18 protein-coding genes are annotated in these 17,930 nt (G+C 63.7%); 11 read left to right on the forward strand and 7 right to left on the reverse strand.

Annotated features, from left to right (window positions below):
* Window positions 1-551: 551 nt before the first annotated feature.
* A complete protein-coding gene (locus tag AC1D05_RS29605; RefSeq protein WP_477445594.1) occupies window positions 552-752 on the forward strand; it encodes a hypothetical protein in 201 nt (66 codons plus the stop codon).
* A gap of 82 nt (window positions 753-834) precedes the next feature.
* On the opposite strand, the gene AC1D05_RS29610 is transcribed toward AC1D05_RS29605, so the two are convergent.
* The 4 genes from AC1D05_RS29610 to AC1D05_RS29625 all read right to left on the reverse strand — a co-directional run bounded on the left by AC1D05_RS29610 (window position 835) and on the right by AC1D05_RS29625 (window position 6,362).
* A complete protein-coding gene (locus AC1D05_RS29610) occupies window positions 835-2,061 on the reverse strand; it encodes an alpha-D-ribose 1-methylphosphonate 5-triphosphate diphosphatase (protein ID WP_477445596.1) in 1,227 nt (408 codons plus the stop codon).
* A gap of 219 nt (window positions 2,062-2,280) precedes the next feature.
* Window positions 2,281-3,192, reverse strand: a complete 912-nt coding sequence (locus AC1D05_RS29615) for a PfkB family carbohydrate kinase (protein WP_477445598.1) — start codon at window positions 3,190-3,192, stop codon at window positions 2,281-2,283.
* A 79-nt stretch (window positions 3,193-3,271) separates the two neighbouring features.
* Window positions 3,272-4,858, reverse strand: a complete 1,587-nt coding sequence (locus tag AC1D05_RS29620) for a GMC family oxidoreductase (protein WP_477445600.1) — start codon at window positions 4,856-4,858, stop codon at window positions 3,272-3,274.
* Window position 4,859: 1 nt separating this feature from the next.
* Window positions 4,860-6,362 carry an aldehyde dehydrogenase family protein gene (locus AC1D05_RS29625; protein ID WP_477445602.1) on the reverse strand — a complete coding sequence of 501 codons (1,503 nt, stop codon included), beginning with the start codon at window positions 6,360-6,362 and terminating at the stop codon, window positions 4,860-4,862.
* Window positions 6,363-6,572: 210 nt separating this feature from the next.
* Here AC1D05_RS29625 and AC1D05_RS29630 point away from each other — a divergent pair, with 210 nt between their 5' ends.
* The 10 genes from AC1D05_RS29630 to AC1D05_RS29675 all read left to right on the forward strand — a co-directional run bounded on the left by AC1D05_RS29630 (window position 6,573) and on the right by AC1D05_RS29675 (window position 15,014).
* The gene (locus AC1D05_RS29630) at window positions 6,573-7,472 is read left to right on the forward strand and encodes a hypothetical protein (RefSeq protein ID WP_477445604.1); all 900 of its coding nucleotides are present in this window, start codon (window positions 6,573-6,575) and stop codon (window positions 7,470-7,472) included.
* A gap of 41 nt (window positions 7,473-7,513) precedes the next feature.
* Window positions 7,514-8,095, forward strand: coding sequence for a YceI family protein (locus AC1D05_RS29635; protein WP_477445636.1), 582 nt, complete (start codon window positions 7,514-7,516; stop codon window positions 8,093-8,095).
* A gap of 194 nt (window positions 8,096-8,289) precedes the next feature.
* Entirely contained in the window at window positions 8,290-9,078 is a 789-nt protein-coding gene (locus tag AC1D05_RS29640) for an SDR family NAD(P)-dependent oxidoreductase (RefSeq protein ID WP_477445606.1), read from the forward strand.
* Window positions 9,079-9,111: 33 nt separating this feature from the next.
* Window positions 9,112-9,906 (forward strand): MoaF C-terminal domain-containing protein, encoded by a 795-nt coding sequence (locus tag AC1D05_RS29645; protein WP_477445608.1) that lies wholly within the window; start codon window positions 9,112-9,114, stop codon window positions 9,904-9,906.
* Between the two features lie 17 nt (window positions 9,907-9,923).
* Complete coding sequence (locus AC1D05_RS29650; protein WP_477445610.1) at window positions 9,924-10,313, forward strand: nuclear transport factor 2 family protein; 390 nt, start codon at window positions 9,924-9,926, stop codon at window positions 10,311-10,313.
* A 50-nt stretch (window positions 10,314-10,363) separates the two neighbouring features.
* The gene (locus tag AC1D05_RS29655; RefSeq protein WP_477445612.1) at window positions 10,364-11,569 is read left to right on the forward strand and encodes an amino acid ABC transporter substrate-binding protein; all 1,206 of its coding nucleotides are present in this window, start codon (window positions 10,364-10,366) and stop codon (window positions 11,567-11,569) included.
* Between the two features lie 98 nt (window positions 11,570-11,667).
* Window positions 11,668-12,405 carry an ABC transporter ATP-binding protein gene (locus AC1D05_RS29660; RefSeq protein ID WP_477445614.1) on the forward strand — a complete coding sequence of 246 codons (738 nt, stop codon included), beginning with the start codon at window positions 11,668-11,670 and terminating at the stop codon, window positions 12,403-12,405.
* The gene (locus AC1D05_RS29665) at window positions 12,386-13,114 is read left to right on the forward strand and encodes an ABC transporter ATP-binding protein (protein WP_477445616.1); all 729 of its coding nucleotides are present in this window, start codon (window positions 12,386-12,388) and stop codon (window positions 13,112-13,114) included. The genes AC1D05_RS29660 and AC1D05_RS29665 overlap by 20 nt, the downstream gene beginning before the upstream one ends.
* On the forward strand, window positions 13,114-14,007 hold the full coding sequence (locus AC1D05_RS29670; RefSeq protein ID WP_477445618.1) for a branched-chain amino acid ABC transporter permease: 894 nt from the start codon (window positions 13,114-13,116) through the stop codon (window positions 14,005-14,007). The genes AC1D05_RS29665 and AC1D05_RS29670 overlap by 1 nt, the downstream gene beginning before the upstream one ends.
* Before the next feature lie 5 nt (window positions 14,008-14,012).
* The gene (locus AC1D05_RS29675; RefSeq protein ID WP_477445620.1) at window positions 14,013-15,014 is read left to right on the forward strand and encodes a branched-chain amino acid ABC transporter permease; all 1,002 of its coding nucleotides are present in this window, start codon (window positions 14,013-14,015) and stop codon (window positions 15,012-15,014) included.
* A gap of 97 nt (window positions 15,015-15,111) precedes the next feature.
* Here the strand turns inward: AC1D05_RS29675 and AC1D05_RS29680 are convergent, their stop codons facing one another.
* The 3 genes from AC1D05_RS29680 to AC1D05_RS29690 all read right to left on the reverse strand — a co-directional run bounded on the left by AC1D05_RS29680 (window position 15,112) and on the right by AC1D05_RS29690 (window position 17,355).
* The gene (locus AC1D05_RS29680; protein WP_477445622.1) at window positions 15,112-16,683 is read right to left on the reverse strand and encodes a pilus assembly protein TadG-related protein; all 1,572 of its coding nucleotides are present in this window, start codon (window positions 16,681-16,683) and stop codon (window positions 15,112-15,114) included.
* A 137-nt stretch (window positions 16,684-16,820) separates the two neighbouring features.
* Window positions 16,821-17,090 carry a DUF3658 domain-containing protein gene (locus AC1D05_RS29685; protein ID WP_477445624.1) on the reverse strand — a complete coding sequence of 90 codons (270 nt, stop codon included), beginning with the start codon at window positions 17,088-17,090 and terminating at the stop codon, window positions 16,821-16,823.
* Between the two features lie 34 nt (window positions 17,091-17,124).
* Window positions 17,125-17,355 (reverse strand): hypothetical protein, encoded by a 231-nt coding sequence (locus AC1D05_RS29690; protein WP_477445626.1) that lies wholly within the window; start codon window positions 17,353-17,355, stop codon window positions 17,125-17,127.
* Between the last annotated feature and the right edge of the window lie 575 nt (window positions 17,356-17,930).

Raw genomic sequence — 17,930 nt, forward strand, 5'->3', positions numbered from 1 at the left:
TCCTCCTCCTTATTGTTTGATGTGCCGTCGCATCAGTTTCGGTGTTCGGCGAACGAAGTGGCCGACAGGACGCAAGCGACCCCAACGCTTGGTGTCACGAACTGCCGACACGCCGCGGCCGCTGGACATGCGGCTCGTGGCCCCGGTCCGGGTGCTCCTTCGTGTCAGGTATTGCTCCTCCCAGAGCGCCGGCTGATGCCTTGCCGACGTTTGCGCATGTTTTAGAAAAAATTGACACGCGTCAAGATTTAAAATGGTGCGCAGTGATTTGGCTACCTGAGCCCGTGGCACATCCGTTCCATGGTCATAAAAAAAGCATCATCCATTGCAACTTTCGGCGGGCGGTTTGCGGTACTGCCTTCCTAAAGGGGGGAACACGAGGTTTGTATTGGACCGCTTTGGGCGCTGTCGTCGCTGAGCAACTGTCAGCCAAATAATACAGATCCGATACACCAAACGGCTTGCAAGCGTGAGCTAAAGCTCGCAGAAGTTGCGCAAAAAGCATACCGTTGGAGAAAACTTAGATCGTCATCCAGCATGAAGGGGGAATCATGTCTGACCAGAATGCCCTTATCCGAGCGGCCATCGGCCGGCTGCTTTCCGAGAAAACCGGAATGGCGGTCATTTCCATGAGAGAGAGTATCACCGAGCTACTGGCCATAACCGGTGCGACGCTGGCCGTCGAAACACTGCAGGACATGCTGTTGGAAATGGCCGAAGTGCGCGGCATGATGGTCGCGCTCGACGTCTAGGGCAGCTGACCGTTTCACGGAAACGACGAGCTGCTTTAACTCTTTGTTTTGACGGTTTTGACGCAAATCGCAACGGAAAGCGCTACGCGCTTTCCCGGGAGGCAGCCGGTAGCCGTTCAGCCACGGCCGGGGCAGGGCGTTCTACTTTCCCTGCCAGCCTCAGTGTGCCGTCGCCGTAGATCATGCGACCGGCGCGGAAGGTGGCACGCACACGTGGCACGGGATGGCGGTCGGCGACGACGAGATCGGCCAGAAAGCCGGTCTCGATAGCGCCGCGATCGGTGAGCCCCAGGGCGCGGGCCGGGTTGGCGCCCGTCAGTGCCACCGCTGCCACCAAGCCGCCGTCGCGGAGCTCCGACAGACCGAGCACGGCCGGCAGGATCGAGGCCGGATGGTAGTCGCTGGCCAGCATGTCGAGCAGCCCGGCCTCGTAGGCCTGGCGGGCGGAAAGATTGCCCGAATAGGATTCGCCGCGCAGTGCGTTGGGCGCACCCATGGCGGTGTGCATGCCGAGCCTGCGGGCTTCCTGCGCGGCTTCCAGGGTCACCGGGAATTCTGAGAGGGCGGCACCGAGGCCATGGACCAGTTCCACCTTCTCCAGCGTGTCGTCGTCATGCGAGGCAAGCACGATGCCGGCGGCCTGCGCACGGGCCGACAGGTCCTGCAGGGCGTTCAGCACATCACCCTGGCCGTTGCGGCCGGCCATGCGCTTGCCGACGACTTCGGATGCGTCCGCGACCGACATGCCGCGCTCCTTGGCGATGCGGGCGATGTAGAGCTCGACGTCGCGGTACTGCCCCTGGCCAGGCGTATGATCCATCAGCGAGATCAAATGCAGCCTGCCGGCGTCCATCAACTTCTGCAGCTTGGGAATCGCCGGGGTGAAGGTCACTTCGAAGCGGGCATGGATGCGGTGATCGACCAAAAGGTCGTCCTTCATGCCGGCAATGGTGTCGATGATCGCAGTCGTATGATCTTCCGAGCGCAGCACGCCGCTGGTGACGCTGGCGCCGATGAAGGAAAGCGCGGCATAGGCCGTGGTGACGCCGCAGGAGGCGAGCTTCTTGTCGAGCTCGGCGATGCCGATCCGCATCGGCACGTGGACGCCGGTGCGCGGCTCGACTTCCCTCTCCACCATGTCGCCATGCATGTCGATGAAGCCGGGCAGCAGCAGACGGCCGCCGCCTTCGATATCGGCATTCTCGACAGGCTTGTCGCGGATTTCGGCAATCCGGCCGTTCTCGATCCTGATCGCGCCGTTCGGGATGACGCGGTCGCGCAGGACAATTTCGAATTCACTCAGCCACATGACAGGTCTCTTGCAAGGAAGCGGTTTCAAGTCGCGGTCGACAAGGCCGGCGACATCGTCGGGGTGATGAAAGACTGGAATCATGATGCGCCGGCCTGCCGTCGCCTCGATCCTGATTTCTCCAAGACATTCGGACGTTTTTCTAGTTCACTCGAACGTCGGTTTCCATTTGATTTTTATGACATTTTCATGAAAGCCCGCCTTGCCGCAGCGTATGATTCAGCCGGTGCGGGATCGTTCCGACAGCCATTCGGCGGTCTGCTGGCTTGCCTGTTCGGCGGAGAGCTCGAGGCTCAGTCCCTGCAGCAGGCCGTGCAGGAATATCCCGGTGAAACAGTCGCCGGCGCCGATCGTGTCGGGCACGGAAACCTGCCTCAACGGCGTGACGTGGTTCAGCACCTTGCCGTCATAGAGCGAGATCGGGCGTGTTCCGTCGGTCAGTACCAGCGTCCTCAGACGAGGCCCGGCGATCCCTGTTGCTCGCTCCCAGATCGCTCGCGTGTCCTCGCCGGGAAAGTCGGCGCGCGATCCGATGACGACGTCGGCCGGGCGCGGCGAGGCGCTGCGCAGCGGAAATTGCGAAATCACCAGCGGGATCGTCCGCAGCGAGGCGACGAGGCCGGCATCGAGCACCAGGGCGTTGAGATAGGCGGCATCGCCGGAAACAGGCTCCGATGCGGCGAAGGGCGGGCGCATCTGGCCGCCGGGGTTCAAAATGGTGCGCTCGCCATTGGGCTCGAGCAGGATTTCGGTGAACCGGGTTTCGCCGGCCCAGATGGTGACGTAGCCGGTATCGATGCCGCTCGCCTGCAATGTGGCAAGCGCTGCCCGGCCATGGTCGTCGTCCAGCAGATTGCCGACCAGCCGGACATGGTTGCCGAGCCTGGCCAACTGGGTGCCGGTGTGGAAGCCGCCGCCGCCGAGCCTGACGTTGCGGTTGGAATAGACAATGCGCGCGCCCGAGGCGAGGGGTGAGGACAGCGACCAGACCTGGTCGTAGTTGACATGGCCGACAACGATGACTGTGTTCATGGTCCCTGCTTTTTCGCGCGGCGCATCGACGATGAAGCGCTGCGCGAGCAGGCTTAGCACTATGACCGGCACCAAGGACAGCAGGCTGGCGGCGGCCATCGGAGCGCCAGCTGGCGTGTGGCCAGTTGCTCAGCGGTCTGGCGCAGGCGGCCGACGCCAAGGAATGAACAGCCGGGCGCTACACCCCTAGAATAAAATCTGCGCAGCGGTCGGCGATCATGATCACCGGGGCGTTGGTGTTGCCGCTGATCAGGCGTGGCATGATCGAGGCATCGCAGATGCGCAGGCGCGGGACGCCGCACACACGCAGCTGCGGATCGACAACCGCATCGTCGTCGCTGCCCATCCGGCAGGTGCCGCAGGGGTGATAGACGGTCTTGGCGTGTTCGAGGATGTGGTCGACGATGGATTGATCGGAAAGATCGGCGTCTTCGCCCGGCGATAGCTCCTCGGCGATCACCGCCCGCAGCGCCGGCTGGCGCAGGATATTGCGGGCGATCTTCATACCGGCGAGCAGCAAAGCGAGATCGTCCGGGTCGGACAGGAAGCCGGTGGTGAAGCGAATCGGGTCGGCGGCGTCGCGCGAGCGCAGGCCGACCGTGCCGCGCGATTTTGGCCGCAGCACACAAGGGTTGAGCTCCATGCCGTGGCGCTCGATCGAGCCGTGCTCGGCGCTTTCGATCATCACCGGCAGGACGTGGAACTGGATATCGGGCCGGCCGTCGCCATCGGTGTCGAAGAAGCCACCGCTCTCGACGACGTTGGAGGTGAGCAGGCCGGTCCGGAACATCAGGTATTGCAGGCCGTGGCGCAACGCTCGCAAGCCGCGATCTTCGCCCAGCAACGAGATCGGCTGGCGTGTCAGCGCATAGACGGGGGCGGCGACATGGTCCTGCAGGTCGCGGCCGACCGCGGGCATGTCGCGGATGACGGGAATGCCGAGTTCGGTCAGGTGTTCGGCTAGCCCCAGGCCCGACAGCATCATCAGCTTCGGCGTCGCCAGCGCACCGGCGGCGAGGATCACCTCGGCCTTTGCCGTCGCCGCATGGTTCTGGCCATCCGAGGTGGTGTAGGCGAGGCCGCTCGCCGCCCCGTTTTCCAGGGTCACGCCGGTGACCAGCGCATCGGTGATCACGGTGAGGTTGGCATTGCCGGCCAGCGGTCGCAGGAAGACTTTTGCCGCCGACTGGCGTTCGCCGTTGGCAGTCGTCGTCTGATAGAAGCCGACGCCTTCCTGCGCGGCGCCGTTGAAGTCGTCATTGTAGCGGTAGCCGGCCTGCTGCGCGGCCTTGATATAGGCCAGTGACAGCGGGTGGCGATGGCGCGGATCGGAGACCGGCAGCGGTCCCTCGGTGCCGTGGCACTCGCTGGCAAGGCGCTCATTGCGCTCCAGCCGCCGGAACACCGGCAGCACCTCGTCCCAACCCCAGCCGGGGCAGCCGAGGTCGCGCCAGCCGTCGTAATCCTGCGGCTGGCCCCTGATGTAGAGCATGGCGTTGATCGACGAGCCGCCGCCCAGCGTGCGGCCCTGCGGCACCGGCAGCCGGCGGCCGCCGACGCTCGGCTCCGGCTCGGATTCGTAGATCCAGCTGCGTGCCGTGCCGATCACCTTGGCAAAGGTGGCCGGCATGTCGATGAGGCGCGTGTTGTCGGCCGGACCGGCCTCGACGACCAGCACGCGCTTGCCGGCATTGACCAGCCGGTTGGCCAGCGCGCAGCCGGCCGAGCCGGCGCCGGCGATGATGTAGTCGAACGCAGCACTCATGTCAGGCGTAGCGCATGATGACGGTCTTGGTCTCGAGGTAGCCGTCGATGGCGGCACGGCCATGCTCGCGGCCGATGCCGGACTGCTTGAAGCCGCCGAACGGTGCCGCAGGGTCGAGCGTGTTGTGCGAATTGACCCATACCGTGCCGGCCTTGAGGCCATGGATGGCGGTCATCGCCTTGCCCATGTCGCGGGTCCAGATCGAGGCCGACAGGCCGTAGCGCGTGTCGTTGGCGATGCGGATCGCCTCGTCGAGATCGGCGACCGGCATTGCCGCCACCACCGGGCCGAACACCTCCTCGCTGGCGATTTCCATGTCGGGGCTGACATTGTGCAGGATGGTCGGTGCCACATAATGCCCCCTGGCCGGCACCGGCCGCGCGCCGCTGACCCGTTCGCCGCCGGCCGCCAGACTGCGCTCGACGAAACCTTCGACGCTTCTTCGGTGCTTGGCCGAGACCAGCGGATTGATCTGTGCGGCCGCATCGCGGCCGGCGCCCAGCGTCATGCCGTCGGCGATCTCGGCCAGCCGCGAAAGCGTGCGGTCGTAGATCGACTTCTCGATCAAGAGCCTGGAGGCCGAGGTGCAGACCTGGCCCTGGTTGAAGAACATGCCGAGCCCGGCGATGAGCGGCTCGATGCCTTCCTCCATGTCGGCAAGCAGGATCATCGGCGATTTCGAGCCAAGCTCCAGCGTGAAGCGGGCGACGCGGTCGACGGCCGCATGACCGACGCGCTTGCCGACCTCCGTCGAGCCGGTGAAGGTCAGCTTGTCGATGCCGGGATGGCGGATCAACGCTTCGCCGGTGACTGACCCGCTGCCGGTGACGATGTTGACGACGCCGGGCGGGAAGCCTGATGCCTCGATCAGTTCGGCGAGCCGGAGCAGGCCGAGCGGCGTTTCCTGCGGCGGCTTCAGCACCACCGTGCAGCCGCACGCCAGCGCCGGCGCGATCTTCCACATGCCGATCAGCAGCGGAAAATTCCACGGCACGATGGCGCCGACGACGCCGACCGGTTCCATCACCGTCATCGCCTGGTGTTTGGCGCCCGGCGGCACGGGGATGGACACCTGGAAGGTCGAGCCCTCGATCTTGGTCGCCCAGCCGGCGTAATAACGCAGCCAGTCGACAGTGCCGCCGGCACTCAGCATACGGGCGACGCCGAGCGATTTGCCGTTCTCGATGCTTTCGATCTCGGCCAAGAGGTCGGCGTCGGCCTCGATCGCGTCGGCGAGTTTCAGCATCAGGTTCTGGCGATCGACCGGCCGCATCGACGCCCAGGGGCCTTCAAGGGCTGCACGCGCCGCGCGCACCGCCTGGTCGACCAGTTCGGGGCCGCTTTCGGGGACACGGGCGACGATCTCGCCGGAAGCGGAATCGTCGACGGCAAGGCCTTCACCAGCAAGACCATCGACGAAGCGGCCATTGATGAAGGGCCGATGCGAACGTGCCAGGAAGGCGGCTGCAGCGGCGCTGATCGGCGGCACGGTTCTCTCGTTCACGCCATCCTCCTCGATTGCTGATGAGCATTGTGCAGCGAGGGTTATGGAGCGCATCGGCGAGCTTCAAGCCACCCAAGGCGCGAGTGCGCGCTCAGTCAAAACAAAGTTCCCGCTCGGACAAGACGTCCCGCGATCGGCTGGCCAAGATCAGGATCGCATCGAGCCGCGCGTTTTGCGCGAGTCTCCCTGACGTCGAAGAGGTGTTGGCCATTGAGCGCATTGCTGGGCAATCCGATGGTCACCACGGCGGCGCTACCGCTTGTGCTCGGTATGGTGATGGCGCTGCTGGCAAGGGTTGTCCTGCCGCCGTTCTCGCCCGTGCTTTCGCTGGTGTCGGCCGCGCTGCTGCTGTTCTTCTATTGGGAAACGCTTGGCCCGCCGGCGGTGCCGCCCGTCGCCGCCAGTCAGAAGCTGATCTATCTCGCCTTTGCCGGGATTGTCGCGGGCCTGTTGCCGGAGCGCCTGCTCAGCGCTGCGGTCGCGGGCAGGCTTGTCGCTGCCGCTCTTGCGGCGGCGCTGCTGTGGCTCGGCTGGCGTCGTATCGCCGGCGGCTCGCTCGACCTGCAGATGATCGCCGCCCTCATCGCCGGCCTGCTGGCGATCGTCGGCGCCGCGATGCTGCTGTCCCTGAAAGCTTCGCCATCGCCTTCGGCAGAGGAGCCGTTCCTGGTGCCGGCGGCCATGCTCGCTCTATGCCTGGCCGGCGCCATCATCTCGGTGCTCGGCGCCTCGATCGTCACCGGGCAGTTGCTGGGATCGCTTGCCGCGCTCGCCGGCGGCTGGTGCCTCGTCCAGTACATCGTGGTGCTGCGCGGCGGATCGGCCACTGCCTGGAGCAAGGGCACCGAGTTGATCCTCACCTACGCCGCCGCCACGGTGCTGATCCAGGTGGCGCTGCTGGCGCCGAAGGCCAATCCGTTAGCGCTTATGCTTTCGCCCTTGCCGCTTGCCGTGGCTGCTTTGATGCCCGGTCCGTTGCAGGGCCTTGTTCCCGGTGCCCGGCCGTTGCGGCCGCTGGTTGCCGGCCTGCTGATCGCCAGTCCGGCGATATTGGCCATCCTGACGGCGATCCTGTTTGCGCCGCACGGAGCCGCGCTTGGCTTTTCCTGAGCCAGGGAACGACAACCAACAATGGGGAGAGTTACGTGACGATGAGAAAACTGACGGCCGCCCTTGCCTTTGCCTCGATGTGCGCCTTCGCATCGGCGGCATACGCCGATAATTACGAGATCGACGGCCAGCACGCCTGGGTTACCTTCACCATCAAGCACGGCATCTACGGCACCGCGCATGGCCAGTTCGATGCCGTGAAGGGCGCCATCGTGATGGACAAGGCCGATCCGTCGAAGAGCAGCGTCAAGGCCGAGCTCGATGTCGGCTCGGTGCACACCGCCTATGACCAGCGCGACAGCGATCTGAAAGGCCCCGACTTCTTCAACGCCGCCGAATTCCCGGCGATCTCGTTCGAAAGCACCAAGGTCGAGAAGGTCAGCGACAAGACCGGCAAGGTCACGGGCAATCTCACCATCAGCGGCGTGTCCAAGGAGATCACGCTCGACGTGACGCTGGTCAACGAAGCGCCCGCACCCTGGGACGCGACGCTGACCAAGGCGGCGTTCACCGCCACGGGAAAGGTGAGCACCGCGGACTTCCCGATGGCCAAGGCCGCCGCCGGCTTCGGCCTCGGCCCGGATGTCGACATCGTCATCGATCTCGAAGCAATGAAGAAATAGGTCGCCGGCAGTACGGGGGCTTGGCGGTCGCCGCGTGGCTCGCAAGGGTCGCGCGGCACTTCTACCGAAGGCGCAAAGTGCGCGCTCAGTCAAAACAAAGTTCCCGCTCGGACAAGACGCGAAATGGCCGATGCCGCACTATCCCCAGCGAAGATCGGCGCATAGCCGGCGCGCTCAGTAATCGGGATGGAACCATGCGATTTCTTGGAAAGACGGCTTTCATCACCGGCGGCGGCACCGGCATCGGTGCGGCGGTCGCCAGGCGCATGGCGGCCGACGGCGCCAAGGTGGTGCTGATGGGCCGGCGGCGCGAGCCGCTGGAAGCGGTGACCAAAGACATTGGCGGGCTGGTGGTGCAGGGCGATGCCGCTGATCCCCAGGCGGTGCGTGCGGCGCTGGCCGAAGTGCATGACAAGATCGGACCGGTCGACATTCTCGTCGCCAATGCCGGCGGCCATGGCGTCGGCCCGACGATCTCGATGAGCGACGAGACATGGGCTCTCGCGACACGCAGCAATCTCGATACCGCCTTCGTCTGCGCCCGCGAATGCCTGCCGGATCTGATTGCGCAAAAGGGCAACATCGTCGTCGTCGCCTCGATCGCCGGCCTGTTCGCCGGGCCGGACGCGGCCGGCTACGTCACCATGAAACATGCCTGCATCGGCTTCGGCAAATCGCTGGCGCGCGACTATGGCCGCAAGGGCGTGCGCACCAACATCATCTGCCCGGGCTGGGTGTCGACCGACATGGCCGACGAGCAGATGGAGGTGATCGTCGAAAAGCATGGGCTTGGCTCGATCGACGAGGCCTACCGGCTGGTCACCAAGGACGTGCCGCTCGGGCGGCCGGCGACACCGGAAGAAGTGTCCAACGTCATCTGCTTCGTCGCCTCCGGCGAGGCGGCGATGATGAACGGTTCGATCCTGACAGTCGATGGCGGCGCCACCGTCGTCGACCTGCCGACATTGGCCTTCGTGGATTGATTGGAGCTTTTGTCGATTGATGTGGAGAGTGCGATGAACGACCAGAACAGACCGGCGGACTGGAAGCATTTTGACGATTTCGCCGCCGGCATCGCCACCAACCGGCTGGCGACGACGGATGCGCTACGCGGCCAGACCTTCAAGATCACGCTCGACACCGGCCGTACCATCGACCTCGCCTTCACATCGCTCGACACGGTGGCGTGGAGCGAAGGCACGGAAGCGGGTGCCGACTGGTACGAGGCGCTGGAAATCGCCTCCAGCGTGTACTTCATCAACATGATTTTCTCGGCCCGACTGAACGAGGACGAGGCCTTCATCGTCAACACCAGCACGCGCCGCGTTCTGTCGGTGCGCGAAAAGGTGCGTGATGCCAGTGAAGCGCCCGGCGAGCCGCGCGTGGCGCAGACCTGGTCGGCCGGCGTGCTCGGCGATCCCTCGGTCGCGCCGACCGGCATCGCGCCGGCGCCGACCCGCGATCTGATCGGGCTCACCGCGCACTACACATACAGCCCCAATCACGTCTACGAGCACATCTATCTCTCCTCCGAGCGCTATGCCTGGCAGAACCTCGTCGGCATCCAGCGCGGCCATGGCGACGTCGACCTGGCGACGACCTGGAAGTTCGCCGACAACCAGTATGTGTTCGGCTTCCGCGAGTTCATCATCCCGGTCGCCTCGCTGTTCTTCTACAATTGGGACGTCATGCGCTCGACGGGGAAATTCCTCGGCGTCACCAGCCAGGGCAAGATCGAGAACAAGCCGGCCGGCGCTCACATCGAGAAGAAATCCAGAACCGTCTACGACGAAGGCAAGGCGCCGGTCTGACCGCGCGGGAGAACGCTATGGGCAAGAACTACGAAGCGATCAAGGCGCACTACGCCGGCTCCGACACCAAGGATCTCTCGGCGATGATGGCGCCGGTTACCAGCCGCACGGCCTGGACCGAGATGGCGGGCTTTCCCTATGCCGGCACCTATGTCGGCCCGGAAGCCATCATCGAAGGCGTCTTCAAGCGCATCGGCGAGGAGTGGGACGGTTACGCCTTGAAGCTGGAAAAACTGGTCGATGGCGGCGCCACCATTGTCGGCATCGGCACCTATTCGGGCACCTACAAAAAGACCGGCAAGGCGATGTCGGCGCGTGTCGTCCATGTCTGGGAAATGGAGGACGGCAAGGCGCTCAGTTTCGAGCAGTTCACCGACACCAGGCTGGTCGCGGCAGCGACGGTCTGAGGCATGCCCGCGGGCACCGCCCGCTCGATCGAAAAACCTGGGAGGATGAAATGGGAAACAGTCTGAAGGCAATGCTGGCGGGTCTGGCCCTGTCGGCCGCGTTCGCGGCCGGCACCGGTATGGCGAATGCCGGCGATACCGAGATCGTCATCGGCGCGCCGATCTCCTTGACCGGGCCGTTGGCCGGCGACGGCAAGGAGCAGAAATGGGCCTATGAGCAGGCGGTCGCCGACATCAACAAGGCCGGCGGCATCATGGTCAAGGCGGCCGGCAAGAAGCTGCCGGTGCGCCTCGTCGTCGCCGACGACGAAAGCTCCGAAGGCAAAGTGGCGTCGGCGCTGGAAAACCTGATCAAGGTGCAGAAGGTCGACGCGCTGCTGTCGACCCATTCCGGACCGATGAACATAGCGGGTGCCATCGTCGCGGAAAAATACAAGAAATTCTACATGATCACGACGGCCTTCCCGTTCGAATGGCAGCCGTTGAAGCTGAAATATTCGGCGCTGTTCTTCTTCCATCCGGGGCCGGGCGCGGAAGTGCCGTTCGAGATCTGGGATAAGCTGCCGGCCAATGAGAAGCCGAAGAACCCGGCGCTGGTCTCCGAGGATTCGCCGGACGGCAAGGGCTTTGGCGGCGCCTTCGAGGCGGCGGCCAAGAAGTATGGCTACACCTTCGCCGTCGACGATCCCTGGGCCATCGGCGCCACCGATTACTCGGCGCTGATCACCAAGCTCAAGGCGGCAGATGTCGACGCCATGCTGGTGTTCGGCTCGCCGGCCGATACGGTGACGCTGCTGCGCCAAATGAAGGAGCTCGGTTTCTCCGTGCCTTACCTGCATGGCTGGAAGGGCACCTGGACGGGCGAGTTCCACGAAGCGCTCGGGGCGGATTCCGACTACATCCTGACCGACGGTTTCTGGTCGGCGAGCTATCCCTATAAGGGCGCCAAGGAACTCGGCGACCGCTACGAGGCCGAGTTCAAGAAGGACTCGGTGACCGTCGGCGCCTTCTACGCCAATGCACAGGTGTTGGCGCAGGCGATCGAGAAGGCGGGCTCTACCGATGCCGGCGCGCTGCATGACGCGATCTTCGGCCAGGAGTTCAGGGATACCGTGGTCGGCGATCTGAAATTCGACCAGACCGGCTTTGCGCTCATCCCCAGCGTCGCCACGCAATGGTGGCAAGGCAAGCACCAGCTGATCTTCCCGGACGGCAACTGGACATACAGACCGGCGCCGGCCTGGGACAAGCGCTGAGCGGCTGAAAACAGCGGGCGGGGGAGGCGGACGCCTGATTGCGAAGCCGGGCGCCCGCCTGCCGACCTGCGAAACCTGATCGGAGAAACGGAAACACGATGCAGCCTGACGAAACCCTGCTTCGCCTCGAGGCGGTCCAGAAGCGGTTCGGCGGGCTTGTCGTGCTGGACAATATCGACGTCGCCGTCGGCACCAATGAGCTGATCGGGCTGATCGGCCCGAACGGCGCCGGCAAGTCGACGCTGTTCAACCTCATCACCGCGCTCTACACGCCGACGCAAGGGCGCATTCACTTCCGGGGCCAGGACATCACCGGCACGGCACCGCACCGTATCTGCCGGCTCGGCATTGCGCGCACCTTCCAGCTGGTGCGCACCTTCCTCACCATGACCGCGTTCGAGAACATCATGGTCGGCGCCGTCTATGGCTCGGGCGGGCGTGTCAGGCATGCGACGGCTGCCGCCGAGGAAGCGCTTGAGCTGGTCGGGCTGACCGCCAAGCGCGATGTCCGCACCGCGCATATGACGCTATCCGACCGACGCCTCCTGGAGATCGCCCGGGCCGTCGCCTCCAGCCCGGCGCTGCTTTTGCTCGACGAGCCGATGGCCGGGCTGAACCCGACCGAGATCCAGCGCATGGTCGATGTCATCCGCCGGGTGCGCAGTGAACGTGGCGTCTCGATCCTGTGGGTTGAGCACAAGGTCGATGCCATCATGAAAGTCTGTAGCCGGGTGATCGTGCTCGACCATGGCGAGAAGATCGCCGACGGCAGCCCGCGCGAAATCGTCGCCAACCGCAAAGTGATCGAGGCCTATCTTGGCGAACCGGCTGCTTGAAGTCACCAATCTCGAAGTCGCCTATGGCGATGTCGGCGCGCTGTGGGGCGTGTCGATCCATGTCGACCCCGGCAGCATCGTCGCCATCGTCGGCGCCAATGGCGCCGGCAAGACGACGCTTTTGAAGACGATCTCCGGCCTGCTGAAGCCGAAGCGCGGCGAGATCTTTCTCTCGGGCGTGCCGCTGGCCGGCAAGGCGCCGGAGGAGATCGCCGGCATGGGCATCGCGCATGTGCCGGAGGGGCGCGGCCTGTTTCGGCAGATGACGGTGCTGGAAAACCTCGAGCTCGGCGCCTACCGGCCCAAGGTGCGAAAACACTTCAAGCAGTCGCTGGAGAAAGCCTACACGCTGTTTCCGCGGCTGCAGGAGCGGGCAGGGCAGAAGGCCGGCTCGCTCTCCGGCGGCGAGCAGCAGATGCTGGCCATCGCGCGCGCCACCATGTCGGAGCCATCGCTGCTCATCCTCGACGAGCCGTCGCTGGGCCTCAGCCCGATCGTGGTGCAGCAGATGTTCGCGCTGATCGAGACGCTGTACAAACAGGGCGTCACCATCCTTCTGGTCGAGCAGAACATCCACCAGGCGCTGAAGGTTGCCGACTATGGCTTCGTGCTGAAGACCGGCGAGCTTGCCATGCAAGGCACTGGCGCCGAGCTCATCGCCGACCCCGAAATCCAGAAGGCCTATATGGGCGTGTTGGAGGTGCAATAATGCAGGCCATTCCGCCTCCCGAAATCCTGCTGCAGCTGTCGCTCAATGGCGCGCTGGGCGGCGCCATGTATGGCGTCGCCGCCGTGGGCTTGAGCCTCATCTTCGGCACCATGCGGCTGATCTTCCTGGCGCAGGGCGCCATGATCATCCTCGCCGCCTATTTCGTACGGGCGCTGTTCTACGGGCTGGGCATCGACCCGTTCCTGTCGCTGCTGATCGTCATTCCGGTCGGGCTCGTCGTTGGCTGGCTGATCTACCAGGGCCTGTTCCGCCGCGCGGCGGCCGCCGAGGACCGCAACATCTCGCTCTTGATCGCGGTCGGCCTGATGTTCCTGGTCCAGAATTTGATGACGGTTATCTGGGGCGGCAACACCGCGGCGATCGTCACCTCCTACACGGCAAGCGGCATCGAGATTTTGGGCGTGCGCACTTCGTTCACGCGCTCGATGGGCTTTTTGATCGCGCTCGCCGGCACCGGGCTGGTGGTGCTGTTTTTGCGCAAGACGATTGTCGGCAAGGCGGTGCGCGCTGCCTCCGAGGACATGGAAGCGGCGACGCTGATGGGCATCAGCCCGCACCGCGTCAACGCGATCGCTTTCGCCATCGGCATCGCGCTGGCGGGAGCCGCCGGCGTGGCGGTGGCGACCACCTTCCCGTTCAATCCCTTCGCCGGCTTCATCTTCAGCCTGAAGGCGCTGGTGGCGCTAGCGCTGGGCGGCATCGGCAATGTCGCGGGCGCGCTCGCCGGCGGCATCATCCTCGGCCTGATCGAAGCCTATGTGCAGTATTTCATCTCCGGCGGCTGGACCAACGCCATCGCTTACGGCGTGTTCCTGGCGGTGCTGATGTTCAAGCCGGAAGGCCTGTTCAGCCGGCCGTACAAGAAGGCTTGAGCACCATGGTGAAGCAAGAATTTTTGGAATGGGCCTGGCCGAAACAAGGCTGGGCATGGATAGCCGTCGCTGTCGTAGCAGCCCTCGCGCTGCTGCCGCTGCTGCCCGGCGCGATCGACAGCTACGCCTTCTCCTTCCTGTTCTTCGTCTTCATCTACGCCATCATGGCGCAGGGCTGGAACCTGGTGGCCGGTTTCGGCGGCCAGATCAGCCTCGGCAATCACGCTTTCTTCGGCCTCGGCGCCTACACCACCGCCATCCTGTGGAGCGGCAACTATCTCTGGGGCTCGCTCTATGATGTGTATCCGCGCATCTATTATTTCGATCCGGTGACGATGGTGCTGGGCGGGCTGGTCGCGGCGGTCGCCGCCATCATCATCGGCCTGCCGCTTTTGTCCAAACTGCGCGGCGACTATTTCGCGCTGGGCACGCTGGGCTTCGGCGAGATCGTCAAGGTGATGTTTATCAATGGCGGCGACTTCACCGGCGGCGCCTTCGGCGTCGTCGCCCCCGCCGGCACCTTCGACACGCTGTTGCCGCACTATCTGGTCGGCCTCGGCCTGATGGTGGGCACCGCATTTGCCATCCACTTGCTGATGCGCTCGCGCTACGGGCTGGCGCTGATCGCGGTGCGCGACGACGAGATGGCGGCGTCGGCCAACGGCATCGACGTGCTCAAGGTCAAGGTCGCCGCCTTCGCCGGCAGCGCCTTCATCGCCGGCATCGCCGGCAGCCTCTACACCTACTACATCTTCCATGTCGGTCCGGACTCGGTGTTCGACCTCGACTGGATGCTGTTGCCCCTGATGATGACCGTGGTCGGCGGCACCGGCACGCTGCTCGGCCCGATCCTCGGCGCCTTGGTGATGTATGCGGTGTTTGATCTGGCACGGATCGTGGTGCCGGATTATCACCCTGTCATTTCGGGGCTGACGATCATCCTGGCGATGCTGTTCTTGCCGAAGGGGCTGATGCGGAGTTTCCGCGGCAGGGCAAGGACAGCTTGAGGATTTAGCGCATCCGAGGTCGCCAGAGTCGTCGTCGCCAAAGGCCGTGCGAATGACCGCTAAATTCCCGTGCATTCTTCAGGGTTCTGATCCCCACCTAGTTAACCAGGTGGAGTGTCGTGAACTTTCCAGCGATTGTCTGGAACACGTTCGGCAATTTGCTGGGATCGTTGACAGCGTAGTAGTCGGTCGGGTTCGTCGCGCATTTGCCGTAGAGTGTCCGGTTCGCGGCCGTGTCGGATTGCAGCGTGATGGTGTAGATTTGAACCTGCTGCGCCTTTAATTTATCGCAAACGTCAAGCGTCCATCGATCCACGGCGCGCGCGGCGTCCGTCTGGTTGCTCGTGCCGAACCGGCCGGAAGCGAGGTAGCCATAGGACGTGTAATCCGACTTTTCCGGTTCGGCGCTCGCGCCATAAACGACATTCTCGCCATCGGTAAGCAGAACGACGATCTTGCTCGTATTCGGGGTCTTCCAGGGGGCGCCGTCGGTGTAGGGCGCGTCTGGTGAAAGCACCCGCATGCCCCAAGAGAGCCCTTCGGAGACATTGGTGCCAGATCCGTTCCACTCCTGCATCTGAGCGGCGGCCGTGCGCAACTTGTCCAAATCAGTGGTCAACGGCACCACTGGAGTCGGGCAGGCCCGGTTTGGGCCGACCGTCAGGGGCGCATATTTGTCGTTGATCTTTTTCGCCTTGGGGTTCTCGTATTTCGCGATCTTCTTATCTTTTCCCTTCGTGTCCGCGCCGTCCATAACGTCATCGGAAAGATATGAGTTGTTATAGACCTTGGCGTCGTTGCCATAGCTCGCGGATGGGCCGGTCGCATCGCCGGGGTCGTCCGGAGCGAAGTAAGGCACGAACAAGGTGTTACCGTCAGCCTGGTCCGGCGCTACGTCAGAAATGGCAGCGCTTCCAGGGCGTGCCTCCACGCAGCCCTTCCATCCCGTGCCTTTCCAACCGGTCCCCTGTGCCAGGTCCTTGAACAGGTCCATGTGATTTACGCGCTTGCCATCGGGCAGCAGAGGGAAATTCGCGCCGTTGTTCGGCGATTTGCCTTCCATGTCTATCCAAGAAGGGTCAAATTCATCGCCATTCACGTTAACGGCGGTGACGAACGGCACAATAGCCGCGGTCACCTTGCGATCGGGTGACTTTGCTCCATCCAGATTATCGAGGAGCGCTTTGGTGGCGTCCCTGAGAGCCTTGATCTTGGCGCCGGCCATCGAGCCGGTGTTGTCCAGCACGAGCACGACTTCGAGGTTGTTCGTCGCCTCCACGCCACCGGAATCCACTTCGATGTGCTGGTTGTCACCGAACAGGAAAGCAAAATTGAGGTTCACGTCCGCGGAAGCGACGGCCCTGGTCTTGACGTAGTTGAAGCCCTTGTCGACGGACAAGGTCACTTTCGCATTGGAGAGTTCAGGGTGATTTGCGACGTTGGCTTGAAAATAGCCATCAAATGCAAGTCTGCGGTTCGCTTCGCCGTCTGACAGGTGCGACGAGGATAGCGTCGCAGCGTCCAGAGAGTTCTGCAGATTGACCTTTGCTCGCATGACGGTGGATACGTCCACTGCGAAACCGACAGCCGCCAGGATTGCAGGCGCCGCCAACGCAAACAACAAGGCGAAATTGCCGGCTTCCGACCGCCAGAACCTATTGATGACCATGACCCACCCCTCGACTGCTACGGATATGACGGAGCGTTGGTTTACGGGCGGTTGATTTGTTAGCACTCGCGCATGAGGCGACAAAACTTGGTAAAATAAGTCCTGAGGCGGCCGGGCGCGCCTTTTCGACAAGGCTTTCAGGGTCGCTGAGACGGCGGGTGTATCGCCTCAGGCAGCCGTACTTCGCATTTTCGCATCAGCCAGGGATCACCGTGGGCCATGAGCTTTCCCTGATCGACAAGAGCCACGATACGGCTCAGCAACATCAAGTCGCCGACCTGGATATACGGCTCCCTATTGTGTCCCATGGTCTCGGCGACGACCCGTGCAACCTTGCGCCAGTCCTTGGTGGCTCGCTCCAGCAGGAGCGCATTATCGGCACGCCCTTGATCCCCGCCACTGCTCATTCCCAAATGGCTCGAGATCGCGCGCGGGCTTCTCCTACTCCGAAAAACTCACGCTCACGCCGCGCTGGCGAAAATAAGCCTGCATCAACTTGCGGCCCGAGCGGTTGCCCTGCGCCAACTTGGTCGGATCGAACACCGCCTGTTTTATCCCCTCGCGTGCCAGCGCCGCCTTAAGTGCCGCGATATGGGCGTCGAGGTCGGCATTGTCCGCTCGGAGCGAGGCATAGATATTTTCGGTCGCCTCGGCCACGGTCAGTTCGCTCACAGGTGTCGTCCTCTTGTTGGTTGATTGGGCGGCGGCTTAGCATAGATTCGCGGCTCCGCGATACCGATGGAGCGACGGTGCACTGCGCCCGGGTTTTCGGGCGGCAATCTGTGTAGGGGCCGATCCTGGGTGCCTTCGTGATGTAGCGGTGTTCGACCTGGCGCGGATAGTGGTCCCGAATTATCACCCGGTGATTTCGGGGCTGACCATTATCCTGGCGATGCTGTTTCTGCCGAAGAGGCTGATGCGGAGTTTTGGGGGCAGGGTGCGGGTGACTTGAGGAGGAAGGGGGTGGGCTCAAATCGACTGGTTGCTGATGTCAGGAATGGGGCCGTGTATGGACGGCTCTCCGTTGGCAAGGGATTTGTGAGCTTTTGCAGTTGCTGGTTGGTGCGGCCATGTATCCGACCTGTAGGTGCGGCCTTTCATGTGCCGCTGGCCATAATGCCATTCGCGCGTTTCAGGTCCCGATCGAAAGCTCGCACTTATAGTGCACGGCCCCAGTGGGTTTTCCTGATCCGGCGGTTTCAACCGGCTTTGTGCATTAGCTCCTGTCCGCCCTTTCCAACCTCGTT

The organism is Mesorhizobium sp. P2_E9 (assembly GCF_056403815.1).

Excerpts from the sequence above, each read along its gene's own strand:
- AC1D05_RS29605 (WP_477445594.1), top strand. The coding sequence starts at position 552 with ATGTCTGACCAGAATGCCCTTATCCGAGCGGCCATCGGCCGGCTGCTT.
- AC1D05_RS29610 (WP_477445596.1), bottom strand. The coding sequence starts at position 2,061 with ATGTGGCTGAGTGAATTCGAAATTGTCCTGCGCGACCGCGTCATCCCG.
- AC1D05_RS29615 (WP_477445598.1), bottom strand. The coding sequence starts at position 3,192 with ATGGCCGCCGCCAGCCTGCTGTCCTTGGTGCCGGTCATAGTGCTAAGC.
- AC1D05_RS29620 (WP_477445600.1), bottom strand. The coding sequence starts at position 4,858 with ATGAGTGCTGCGTTCGACTACATCATCGCCGGCGCCGGCTCGGCCGGC.
- AC1D05_RS29635 (WP_477445636.1), top strand. The coding sequence starts at position 7,514 with ATGAGAAAACTGACGGCCGCCCTTGCCTTTGCCTCGATGTGCGCCTTC.
- AC1D05_RS29640 (WP_477445606.1), top strand. The coding sequence starts at position 8,290 with ATGCGATTTCTTGGAAAGACGGCTTTCATCACCGGCGGCGGCACCGGC.
- AC1D05_RS29645 (WP_477445608.1), top strand. The coding sequence starts at position 9,112 with ATGAACGACCAGAACAGACCGGCGGACTGGAAGCATTTTGACGATTTC.
- AC1D05_RS29650 (WP_477445610.1), top strand. The coding sequence starts at position 9,924 with ATGGGCAAGAACTACGAAGCGATCAAGGCGCACTACGCCGGCTCCGAC.
- AC1D05_RS29655 (WP_477445612.1), top strand. The coding sequence starts at position 10,364 with ATGGGAAACAGTCTGAAGGCAATGCTGGCGGGTCTGGCCCTGTCGGCC.
- AC1D05_RS29660 (WP_477445614.1), top strand. The coding sequence starts at position 11,668 with ATGCAGCCTGACGAAACCCTGCTTCGCCTCGAGGCGGTCCAGAAGCGG.
- AC1D05_RS29670 (WP_477445618.1), top strand. The coding sequence starts at position 13,114 with ATGCAGGCCATTCCGCCTCCCGAAATCCTGCTGCAGCTGTCGCTCAAT.
- AC1D05_RS29675 (WP_477445620.1), top strand. The coding sequence starts at position 14,013 with ATGGTGAAGCAAGAATTTTTGGAATGGGCCTGGCCGAAACAAGGCTGG.
- AC1D05_RS29680 (WP_477445622.1), bottom strand. The coding sequence starts at position 16,683 with ATGGTCATCAATAGGTTCTGGCGGTCGGAAGCCGGCAATTTCGCCTTG.
- AC1D05_RS29685 (WP_477445624.1), bottom strand. The coding sequence starts at position 17,090 with ATGAGCAGTGGCGGGGATCAAGGGCGTGCCGATAATGCGCTCCTGCTG.